Raw genomic sequence first — 10,940 nt, forward strand, 5'->3', positions numbered from 1 at the left:
GCCGCACGCCGGTGATGCCGACGACGTCGTCAAGGAGGGCCGCCGTGACCAGCAAAGCCGCTACGGCAGCTACCGCACCCAAAGCCAAGCGCGATCGCACGCACTATCTCTACATCGCGGTGATCATCGCGGTCGCCCTCGGTATCGCCGTCGGCCTGATCTTTCCGGACTTCGCGACCGAGCTGAAGCCGCTGGGCACCGGCTTCGTGAACCTGATCAAGATGATGATCTCGCCGATCATCTTCTGCACGATCGTGCTGGGCATCGGCTCGGTGCGCAAGGCCGCCAAGGTCGGCGCGGTCGGCGGTATCGCCCTGGTCTACTTCCTGGTGATGTCGCTGGTGGCGCTCGCCATCGGCCTGGTCGTCGGCAACATCCTGGACCCGGGCACGGGCCTCGCGGTCACCGACGCCGTCAAGGAGACCGGTCAGGCGCAGGTCGACGCGGAGGCCAAGGGCACCGTCGAGTTCCTGATGGGCATGATCCCGACCACGATCGTCTCCGCGTTCACGTCGGGCGAGGTCCTCCAGACCCTGCTGATCGCCCTGCTCTGCGGGTTCGCCCTGCAGGCCATGGGTTCCGCCGGGCAGCCCGTCCTGCGCGGCATCGAGCACATCCAGCGGCTGGTCTTCCGGGTCCTGGCGATGATCATGTGGGCCGCCCCGGTCGGGGCCTTCGGCGCCATCGCCGCGGTCACCGGCTCGGCCGGCGTCGACGCGCTCAAGAGCCTGGCCGTACTGATGCTCGGCTTCTACGTCACCTGCTTCCTCTTCGTCTTCCTGGTGCTGGGCGCGCTGCTGCGCTTCGTCGCCGGCGTCAACGTCCTCTCGCTCTTCAAGTACCTGGGCCGCGAGTTCCTGCTGATCCTGTCCACCTCCTCGTCGGAGTCGGCGCTGCCGCGCCTCATCGCGAAGATGGAGCACCTCGGCGTCAGCAAGCCGGTGGTCGGCATCACCGTCCCGACCGGCTACTCGTTCAACCTCGACGGCACCATGATCTACATGACCATGGCCTCGCTGTTCATCGCCGACGCCATGGGCACGCCGATGTCGATCGGTGAGCAGATCCCCCTGCTGCTCTTCCTGCTGGTGGCCTCGAAGGGCGCGGCCGGTGTCTCCGGTGCCGGGCTCGCCACACTGGCCGGCGGTCTCTCCTCGCACAAGCCCGCCCTGGTGGACGGCATCGGCCTCATCGTCGGCATCGACCGCTTCATGAGCGAGGCCCGCGCCCTCACCAACTTCGCGGGCAACGCCATCGCCACGGTCCTGATCGGAACCTGGACCAAGGAGATCGACAGGGGCCGGGTGGACGAGGTGCTCGCCGGACACGCCCCGTTCGACGAGAAGACCCTCCTGGACGACCACCACGGCGCCGACGGCGCCGACGCGGACGGCACGCCCGGGGTGCCCGGGCAGGGCGGCGAGAAGGAGCTGGCCCGGGCCTGAGACAGGCCGCGCCGGCCCGAGACAGGCCGGCGCGACGCCCACACGCGCCGGGCGGCTGAGGTGCTCCCCCCGTTGCTCAGCCGCCCGGTCCCCCCGAGAAGCCCCGCGCCCCGTGTGGCGCGGGGCTTCTTGCCTTGACGTCCGCGTCAAGGTTTACGTTCGTCCCCATGCGAATCGGCGAGCTGGCCGCACGGGCCGGGACCACGACGCGGACGCTGCGGTACTACGAGTCGCGGGGCCTGCTGTCCGCGCGTCGTGCCGTCAACGGCTACCGGACGTACGACGAGGAAGACCTGAGGCTGCTGCGGCAGATCAAAACGCTCCAGGACTTCGGGTTCGACCTGGAGGAGACCCGCCCGTTCGTGGAGTGTCTGCGCGCCGGGCACCCCGAGGGCGACTCGTGCCCGGCCTCCCTCGTGGTCTACCGGCGCAAGCTGGCGGAGCTGGACGAGCTGATCGAGCAGCTCGCGTCGGTGCGGGCGCAGGTCGGTGCGCAACTGGCGCGAGCCGAGGCGGCGGTTCCGGGGGGCCCGGAGCCCAAGTGCGAACTGGGAGGACACGCATGACGAGCAACGGGGTGCCCGAGGTGACGGACGCCGGGTTCGCCGGGGAGGTGCTGGGCAGTGAGCTGCCGGTGCTGGTGGAGTTCACCGCGGACTGGTGCCCGCCGTGCCGGCAGATGGCTCCGGTGCTCAGCGCCCTGGCCGCGGAAGAGGGCGACCGGCTCCGGGTGGTGCAGCTGAACGTCGACCGGAATCCGGCGACCACGAACGCGTACAAGGTGCTGTCCATGCCGACGTTCATGGTGTTCCGCGACGGTGAGCCGGTGAAGTCGATGGTGGGCTCCCGGCCCAAGCGGCGGCTGCTCGAGGAGCTGTCAGACGTGATCTGACCCGCCTCCGATACGAAGAAATCCCCCGAGCAATTGCGCTCGGGGGATTTCTTTGCGTATATTCGTTGATTCGTGACTTCAGGCATTGAGGTCACGAAGAGGTTCAATGAGCACAGTATATCCGGGCGGGAGTGGAATTGTCAAACACCGAATTTCCGGACGATGAATTGCGGCACGAGCAGGAATTCATCGACGGACTGTACGCACGCGTGGACGCGCTGCGCGGCGACACCGAGGTCTCGGTGACCCAGGCGCTCGCGCAGGGCAACACCCCTCAGCAGGCCCGGCTGGAGCGGGACATCCTGGTCGCCGAGCGCTCCGGGCTGCTCGCCGCGCTCAACGCGGTGGACGGTTCCCTCTGCTTCGGCCGCATCGACCTCACCTCCGGGGCCGGCCACCACATCGGCCGCATCGGCCTGCGCGCCGACGACGCCGAACGCACCCCGGTCCTGATCGACTGGCGGGCCGACGTCGCCCGCCCCTTCTACCTGGCCACCGGCCACACCCCGATGGGCCTGCGCCGCCGCCGGCACATCGCGAGCGAGGGCCGCACGGTCACCGCCCTGCACGACGAGATCCTCGACCTCGGCGACGAGACGCGCACCGGCCACGAGGACCCGTCCGGCGACGCCGTGCTGCTCGCCGCGCTGAACTCCGCGCGCACCGGCCGCATGGGCGACATCGTGCAGACCATCCAGGCCGACCAGGACCGCATCATCCGCGCCCCGCACCGCGGCGTCCTGGTCGTCGAGGGCGGCCCCGGCACCGGTAAGACCGCCGTCGCCCTGCACCGCGCCGCCTACCTCCTCTACGAGCACCGCGAGCTGCTCGCCAAGCGCGCCGTCCTCATCGTCGGCCCCAACCCGGCCTTCCTCGGCTACATCGGCGAGGTGCTGCCGTCCCTGGGCGAGACCGGCGTGCTCCTCGCCACCGTCGGCGAGCTGTTCCCCGGTGTGAAGGCCACGGCGACGGACACGCCCGAGGCGGCGGCGGTGAAGGGCCGTGCCGACATGGCCGACGTCCTCGCCGAGGTGGTCCGCGACCGTCAGGCGCTGCCCGACCCGGTGATCGCGATCGAGCACGACCGCGAGGTCCTCATGCTCGACGACGACCTGGTCAACGTCGCCCGCGAGCGCACCCGCGCCGCGCAGCTGCCGCACAACGCGTCCCGCGAGCACTTCGAGGGCCACATCCTCAACACCCTCACCGACATGGTCGCCGAACGCATCGGCACCGACCCCTACGACGGCACCAACCTGCTCGACCCCAGCGACATCACCCAGATCCGCGACGAACTCGCCGAGAACCCCGAGGTCTGGTCGGCCATCGACCAGCTCTGGCCCCGGGTGACGCCGCAGCGCCTCGTCGCCGACTTCCTCGCCGCCCCCGAGGCCTACCTCCCCGCCGGGGACGCCGCCGCCGTCCGCCGTCCGGTCACCCGGCGCTGGACCGTCGCCGACGTGCCCCTCCTCGACGAGGCGGCCGAGCTGCTCGGCGAGGACGACCGCATCGCCCGCTCGCGCGCCGAACGCGAGCGGCAGCAGCAGATCGCCTACGCGCAGGGCGTGCTGGACGTGTCGTACGCGTCCCGGACCTATGAGTTCGAGGACAAGGACGAGGAGGACGCGGAGGTGTTGTCGGCGCACGACATCATCGACGCCGAGCGGTTCGCCGAGCGCCAGGAGGAGGACGACCACCGCAGTGCCGCCGAGCGCGCCGCGGCGGACCGCACCTGGGCGTTCGGGCACATCATCGTGGACGAGGCGCAGGAGCTGTCCCCGATGGCGTGGCGGCTGCTGATGCGCCGCTGCCCGACCCGCTCGATGACCCTGGTCGGCGACCCGGCGCAGACCGCGGAGGCGGCCGGCGTCGGCTCCTGGTCGAAGATCCTCGCCCCCTACGTCGAGGACCGCTGGGAGCACACCCGCCTGGGCGTCAACTACCGCACCCCGGCCGAGATCATGGACATGGCGGCGGCCGTCGTCCGCGCCGACGACCCCGCCTTCGCACCGCCGAGTTCGGTGCGCTCCACGGGCGTACGGCCCTGGGTCCGCGCCACCGGCGACCTCCCGGCCGCCGTCGCCGAGGCCGCCCGGGAGCTGACCCCCGAGGAGGGCCGCCTCGCCGTCATCGCCCCGCGCGAGCTGCACCAGGCGCTCGCCGCCCGGCTGGACGGCGTGACGGCGGGCACCGAGCCGGACCTCACACGGAGCGTCGTCCTGCTCGACCCGCGCCAGTCCAAGGGCCTGGAGTTCGACTCCGTCCTGGTCGTCGAGCCCGGCCGCTACGGCACGAGCGACCTGTACGTGGCCCTCACCCGGGCCACCCAGCGGCTCGGCGTACTGCACACCGGGCCGCTGCCGACGGGGCTGGTGGACGCGTAGCCCACGCCGCCTACGCCGGGCGCAGCCACACCGTCGACAGGGGCGGCAGGGTCAGCCGGACGCTCGCCGGCCGGCCGTGCCACCCCTGCGGCTCCGGCTTGACCGGGTCGGGGTTGCCCACGTCGCCGCCGCCGTAGCGCGCGGCGTCGGTGTTGAGCACCTCGTGCCAGGCGGGGACGTCGTCGGGGACGCCGAGGCGGTAGTCGGGGCGGACGACCGGGGCGAAGTTCGACACCGCGAGCAGCGGGGTGCCGTCGGCGTCCAGCCGCAGGAACGCGAGGACGTTGTCCTCGGCGGCGTCCCCGACGACCCAGGCGAAACCCGAGGGATGGGTGTCGCGCTGCCACAGAGCGGGCGTGACCCGGTAGACGGTGTTCAGGTCCCGCACCAGATCGCGCATGCCCCGGTGGTCCGCCGCCGCCCCGTACCCGGGGTCGAGCAGCCACCAGTCGGGACCGTGCGCCTCGGACCACTCCGCGCCCTGCGCGAATTCCTGCCCCATGAAGAGCAGCTGCTTGCCGGGGTGGGCCCACATGAAGCCCAGGTACGCCCGCTCGTTCGCGCGCTGCTGCCACCAGTCGCCGGGCATCTTCGACACCAGCGACTTCTTGCCGTGCACCACCTCGTCGTGGGATATCGGCAGCACGTAGTTCTCGCTGTACGCGTACACCATCGAGAAGGTCATCTCGCCGTGGTGGTACTTGCGGTGCACCGGCTCGTGACTCATGTACTCGAGCGAGTCGTGCATCCAGCCCATGTTCCACTTCAGCCCGAACCCGAGCCCGCCGAACCCGCTCGGCCCCTTGTGGTGCGTGGCCCGTGTGACCCCGTCCCAGGCCGTCGACTCCTCCGCGACGGTGACGACCCCCGGCACCCGCCGGTACACCGTCGCGTTCATCTCCTGGAGGAACGCCACCGCGTCCAGGTTCTCCCGGCCGCCGTGCTCGTTCGGCGTCCACTGGCCCGGTTCGCGCGAGTAGTCCAGGTAGAGCATCGAGGCGACCGCGTCGACGCGCAGCCCGTCGATGTGGAACTCCTCGCACCAGTACACGGCGTTGGCGACGAGGAAGTTGCGCACCTCCCGGCGTCCGAAGTCGAACTCCAGCGTCCCCCAGTCCGGGTGCGCGGCCCGCAGCGGGTCGGAGTGCTCGTACAGGGGGCGCCCGTCGAACTCGGCCAGCGCCCAGTCGTCGCGCGGGAAGTGCGCCGGCACCCAGTCCATCAGGACACCGATGCCCGCCTGGTGCAGCCGGTCCACCAGGTACTTGAAGTCGTCGGGGTCGCCGAGGCGGGCCGTGGGCGCGTAGAAGCCGGTGACCTGGTAGCCCCAGGAGCCCCCGAAGGGGTGCTCGGCGACCGGCATCAGCTCGACGTGCGTGAAGCCCAGGTCCGCGACGTACGCGGGGAGCTGCTCGGCCAGCTCGCGGTACGTCAGCCCCGGCCGCCAGGATGCCAGGTGGACCTCGTACACCGACAGCGGCGCCTCGTGCGCGGGCGCTGCCGCGCGCCGGGCCAGCCACTCCTCGTCGCCCCACGTGTAGTCCGAGGCGTGCACGACGGAGGAGGTGGCGGGCGGGACCTCCGTACGGCGGGCCAGCGGGTCCGCGCGGAACGTGCGCGAGCCGTCGGGCCGGGTGATCTCGAACTTGTACAGCTCGCCCGCGCCGACGCCGGGCAGGAACAGCTCCCACACGCCGGTGCCGCCCAGCGACCGCATCGGGTGACCGGTGCCGTCCCAGAAGTTGAAGCCGCCGGCCACCCTGACCCCGCGCGCGTTCGGCGCCCACACCGTGAAGCGGGTGCCCGCGACGCCCTCGTGGGTCACCGGATGCGCGCCGAGCGCCTGCCAGAGCTGCTCGTGCCGTCCCTCGCCGATCAGGTGCAGGTCCAGGTCGCCCAGCGTGGGCAGGAAGCGGTACGGGTCGTCCACCTCCTGGGCCGTCCTCTCGTACGTCACCAGGAGCCGGTGGACGGGGACCTCCTGGACCGGCACCAGTCCGGAGAAGAACCCGTCCCCGTCGTCGTGCAGCTCGGCCCGCAGCTCCCCGGACAGGACGGTCACCGCCCGGGCGTACGGCCTGAAGGCCCGGAAGGCGACTCCGCCGGGCACGGAGTGGGCGCCGAGCACGGAGTGCGGGTCGTGGTGCGTACCGGCGAGCAGCCGCTCCCGGTCGACGGCGTCCAGGGAGGGGGAGACGGCGACCTCGACCGGCACCGCCTTCTTCAGGGCCTTCTTGGCGGCCGGTTTCCTCGCGGGCGTCTTCTTCGCGACCGGCTTCTTCCCGACCGCCTTCCTGGCCACGGTCTTCTTAGCGGCCGCCGCCGTCTTAGCGGCCGTCGTCCCGGTGGCGACCGGCGCCTTGGCGGCGGCCTTCCTCGAGGTCGCGTTCCTCGAGGTCGCGTTCCTCGAGGTCGCGTTCTTCGCGGTCGCCTTCTTCGCGGTCGTCTTCTTGGCCACCGCCTTCTCAGGCGGCGCCGCCTTCTTCGCGGCGCTCTTCTCCTCGGCCGTCTTCTTCGGGTCGGGACCGCTGGACGAGGGGCGGGGGGTCACGGGTGGAGCCTCCTGGGCGAAGTGGGATCGGGAGGGGGTGTCATGCCGGTTCGGGCGTGGACAGGCGGCGCACCGCGGACAGGGGCACCGCCAGCCAGTCGGGACGGTGCCGGGCCTCGTACAGGACCTCGTACACCGCCTTGTCCGTCTCGTGGGCGCGCAGCATCACCGGGTCGGTGCGCGGGTCGCTGCCGGCGACCTCCGCGTACCCGGTGCAGTACGCGGCCCGGCAGGAATCGGCCCAGCCCGGCACCGCGGCGTCGGCCGAGTGCGCGGCGTAGTCGAAGGAGCGCAGCATCCCGGCGACGTCCCGCACCGGCGGCTGTGGCATCCGCCGCTCGGCCAGGGGCTTGGCGGGCTCCCCCTCGAAGTCGATCAGCGACCACCGGCCGGAGGGCGAACGCAGGCACTGGCCGAGGTGCAGGTCGCCGTGGACGCGCTGGGCGGTCCAGGTGCGGCCCTCGGCGGCCAGGTCGTCCAGCGCCGTGAACGCCGTGCGCAGCGCGGGCGCGTACGGCCGGAGCAGGGGCACCGCGTGGGCGGCCTCCTCCAGCCGCTCGATCATGCCGTCGGCGAGCTGCCGCATCCGGCCGTGGCCGAGGGTGACGGTCGGCAGCGCGCGGGCCAGCGCGGTGTGCACCTCGGCGGTGGCCCGTCCGAGCGCCCTGGCCTCGGCGGCGAAGTCCTCCCCTTTGGCCAGCTCGCGCAGGGCCAGCTCCCAGCCGTCGGTCGCGCCCTGTACGTACGGCTGGAGCACGCCCAGTACCCAGGACCGGCCGGCCAGGTCGGCCACCATCCACCCGGCCGGAGCCGGCACCCGGGGGCAGCCCTCGCGGGCCAGCGCCAGCGGCAGCTCCAGATCGGGGTTGACGCCCGGCACGATCCGGCGCAGCAACTTGAGAATGAACGTATCTCCATACACGACCGACGAGTTCGACTGCTCGGCGGTCATCAGCCGCGGCACCAGGCCCGTGCGTATCTCCTGGTCCGGTCCCCGCTCGAAACGAAGCCCGCCGATGCGGGCCCCGGTGCGCAGCGCCTCCAGGAGCACCTCGGCGGGCCGGGTGTCGTACAGGGCGTCGTAGGCGGTGCGGCCGGTCAGCGGGCCCTCGGCCACATGTCCGATGAGCGCGGGCGCCAGCCGGGGTGGCAGCGCCTCGCGCGCGCCTATGAGCAGCTGGTAGCAGTCGCCGGGCTCCTCGGCCGCGCCCGGTGCCGGAGCGAGCTGCTGGTGGGCGCGGACCAGCACGTGGTACAGGCCGAGACGGGCGTCGGAGGGGAGTAGCTCGGTGGCCGCGACCAGCGAGAATCCGGTGACCGGACGGCCCTTGCCCGCGAACCAGCGCTGCCGCGGCAGCCAGTCCCGCAGCAGTGGCTCAAGTGACGCTAGAAGGCCTGGCGGGCTCGTGACGGTGCGTATGACGGCTTCCGACATGGCGTCGCGTCCTTTCCCCGGGTCGTCGGGGTGTTACTGATGCGTGCCCCGGGCGGGGAGGCAGAAACCGCCCGCCCGGGGATCGGGCCGGTCCGGCGGCCCTAGAGAGCGTCGCCGCGCAGCCGGAACCAGTAGAAGCCGTGCCCCCCGAGGGTCAGCAGGTACGGCAGTTCGCCGACCGCCGGGAAGCGGACTCCGCCGAACAGCTCGACCGGATGGCGCCCACCGAAGGCGCTCAGGTCGAGTTCGGTGGGCTGCGCGAAGCGGGAGAAGTTGTGGACGCACAGCACCAGGTCGTCCTCGTACTCCCGCAGGAAGGCCAGTACCGCGGGATTGGAGGAGGGCAGTTCGGTGTAGGTGCCGAGGCCGAAGGCGGAGTTCTGCTTGCGGATCTCGATCATGCGGCGGGTCCAGTGCAGCAGGGACGAGGGCGAGGCCATGGACGCCTCGACGTTCGTCACCTGGTAGCCGTAGACCGGGTCCATGATCGTCGGCAGGAACAGCCGCCCCGGGTCGGACGACGAGAAGCCGGCGTTGCGGTCCGGGGTCCACTGCATCGGCGTGCGGACCGCGTCGCGGTCGCCGAGCCAGATGTTGTCGCCCATGCCGATCTCGTCGCCGTAGTAGAGGATCGGCGAGCCTGGCAGGGAGAGCAGCAGGGCCGTGAACAGCTCGATCTGGTTGCGGTCGTTGTCGAGGAGCGGGGCGAGCCGGCGGCGGATTCCGATGTTGGCGCGCATGCGCGGGTCCTTGGCGTACTCCGCGTACATGTAGTCGCGTTCCTCGTCGGTGACCATCTCGAGGGTCAGCTCGTCGTGGTTGCGCAGGAAGATGCCCCACTGGCAGCCGGACGGGATGGCCGGGGTCTTGGCGAGGATCTCGGAGACGGGGTAGCGGGACTCGCGGCGTACGGCCATGAAGATGCGGGGCATGACCGGGAAGTGGAAGGCCATGTGGCACTCGTCGCCGCCGGCGGCGTAGTCGCCGAAGTAGTCGACGACGTCCTCCGGCCACTGGTTGGCCTCCGCCAGCACCACCGTGTCCGGGTACTGCGCGTCGATCTCCTTCCGCACCCGCTTCAGGAAGTCGTGCGTGGCCGGGAGGTTCTCGCAGTTGGTGCCCTCCTCCTGGTAGAGGTACGGCACCGCGTCCAGCCGGAACCCGTCGATGCCCAGGTCCAGCCAGAACTTCAGGGCGGAGATCATCTCCTCCTGCACGGCCGGGTTCTCGTAGTTCAGGTCGGGCTGGTGGGAGAAGAAGCGGTGCCAGTAGTACTGCTTGCGCACCGGGTCGTAGGTCCAGTTCGACGCCTCGGTGTCGACGAAGATGATCCGCGCGTCCTGGAACTGCTTGTCGTCGTCCGCCCAGACGTAGTAGTCGCCGTACGGGCCGTCGGGGTCCTTGCGGGACTCCTGGAACCACGGGTGCTGGTCGCTGGTGTGGTTCATGACGAAGTCGATGATCACGCGCATGCCGCGCTGGTGGGCGGCGTCCGCGAACTCGACGAAGTCGGCCAGGTCGCCGAACTCGGGCAGCACCGCGGTGTAGTCGGAGACGTCGTAACCGCCGTCGCGCAGCGGCGACTTGAAGAAGGGCGGGAGCCACAGGCAGTCCACGCCCAGCCATTGCAGGTAGTCCAGCTTGGCGGTGAGGCCCTTGAGGTCGCCCACGCCGTCGCCGTTGCTGTCCTGGAAGGAGCGGACGAGTACCTCGTAGAAGACGGCTCGTTTGAACCAGTCCGGGTCACGGTCCTTGGCCGGTGTGTCCTCGAAGGTGTCCGGCACGGGCTCGTTGACGATCATGTGGTGGGTGACCCTCCGATCTGCGGGTGGGACGGTCGCAGAACCGTGCAGACGTGGGCGGGCGTGACGCCCGGCTCCAGGCGCACATAGTTGGCCCTGCCCCAGTGGTAGGTCTCGCCGGTGAGCTCGTCGCGCACCGGCACCGACTCGTGCCAGTCCAGGCCGAGTTGCGGCATGTCCAACGAGACCGTCGCCTCCTGGGTGTGGTGGGGGTCGAGGTTCACGACCACCAGAACCGTGTTCGACCCCTGCCGCTTCGAGTAGGCGATCACCTCCTCCTTGTCCGTGGGATGGAAGTGCAGATCGCGCAGTTGGCGGAGGGCCGGGTTCTCCCGCCGGATGGTGTTGAGCTGGGTGATGAGGGGGGCGATGGTGGTGCCCTCGCGGGCGGCGGTGGCCCAGTCGCGTGGTTTGAGCTGGTACTTCTCGCT

At 71.0% G+C, this 10,940-nt stretch carries 7 protein-coding genes and 1 pseudogene; 4 read left to right on the forward strand and 4 right to left on the reverse strand.

What is annotated here, in order from left to right:
- Positions 1 to 44 precede the first annotated feature (44 nt).
- The 4 genes from ACIQ1J_RS34730 to ACIQ1J_RS34745 all read left to right on the forward strand — a co-directional run bounded on the left by ACIQ1J_RS34730 (position 45) and on the right by ACIQ1J_RS34745 (position 4,721).
- Positions 45 to 1,445 (forward strand): cation:dicarboxylate symporter family transporter, encoded by a 1,401-nt coding sequence (locus ACIQ1J_RS34730; RefSeq protein ID WP_403563285.1) that lies wholly within the window; start codon positions 45 to 47, stop codon positions 1,443 to 1,445.
- Positions 1,446 to 1,612: 167 nt separating this feature from the next.
- On the forward strand, positions 1,613 to 2,011 hold the full coding sequence (locus ACIQ1J_RS34735; RefSeq protein WP_403563287.1) for a MerR family transcriptional regulator: 399 nt from the start codon (positions 1,613 to 1,615) through the stop codon (positions 2,009 to 2,011).
- A gap of 11 nt (positions 2,012 to 2,022) precedes the next feature.
- Entirely contained in the window at positions 2,023 to 2,337 is a 315-nt protein-coding gene (locus ACIQ1J_RS34740; RefSeq protein WP_121749553.1) for a co-chaperone YbbN, read from the forward strand.
- 119 nt (positions 2,338 to 2,456) lie between these two features.
- Positions 2,457 to 4,721, forward strand: coding sequence for a HelD family protein (locus tag ACIQ1J_RS34745; protein WP_403563297.1), 2,265 nt, complete (start codon positions 2,457 to 2,459; stop codon positions 4,719 to 4,721).
- A gap of 10 nt (positions 4,722 to 4,731) precedes the next feature.
- Here ACIQ1J_RS34745 and glgB read toward each other — a convergent pair whose 3' ends face one another.
- From glgB to ACIQ1J_RS34765, 4 genes and pseudogenes are all read right to left on the reverse strand, one after another.
- A complete protein-coding gene (glgB, locus tag ACIQ1J_RS34750; RefSeq protein WP_403563289.1) occupies positions 4,732 to 7,272 on the reverse strand; it encodes a 1,4-alpha-glucan branching enzyme in 2,541 nt (846 codons plus the stop codon).
- Between the two features lie 40 nt (positions 7,273 to 7,312).
- A complete protein-coding gene (locus ACIQ1J_RS34755; RefSeq protein ID WP_403563291.1) occupies positions 7,313 to 8,707 on the reverse strand; it encodes a phosphotransferase in 1,395 nt (464 codons plus the stop codon).
- A 101-nt stretch (positions 8,708 to 8,808) separates the two neighbouring features.
- Positions 8,809 to 10,509: a maltose alpha-D-glucosyltransferase gene (gene treS / locus ACIQ1J_RS34760; protein WP_403563294.1), complete on the reverse strand. Its 1,701-nt coding sequence runs from the start codon at positions 10,507 to 10,509 to the stop codon at positions 8,809 to 8,811.
- Positions 10,506 to 10,940: pseudogene (locus tag ACIQ1J_RS34765) on the reverse strand (alpha-1,4-glucan--maltose-1-phosphate maltosyltransferase); the annotation flags it as partial. The gene treS and the pseudogene ACIQ1J_RS34765, both read right to left, overlap by 4 nt.

Origin of the sequence: Streptomyces sp. NPDC097107, from assembly GCF_044762405.1 — a bacterium.
GTDB classification, from domain to species: Bacteria; Actinomycetota; Actinomycetes; order Streptomycetales; family Streptomycetaceae; genus Streptomyces; species Streptomyces thinghirensis.

What these genes read in the sequence shown, in the direction of transcription:
- ACIQ1J_RS34735 (WP_403563287.1), top strand. Translation starts at nt 1,613, where the DNA reads ATGCGAATCGGCGAGCTGGCCGCACGGGCCGGGACCACGACGCGGACG.
- ACIQ1J_RS34755 (WP_403563291.1), bottom strand. Translation starts at nt 8,707, where the DNA reads ATGTCGGAAGCCGTCATACGCACCGTCACGAGCCCGCCAGGCCTTCTA.
- treS (WP_403563294.1), bottom strand. Translation starts at nt 10,509, where the DNA reads ATGATCGTCAACGAGCCCGTGCCGGACACCTTCGAGGACACACCGGCC.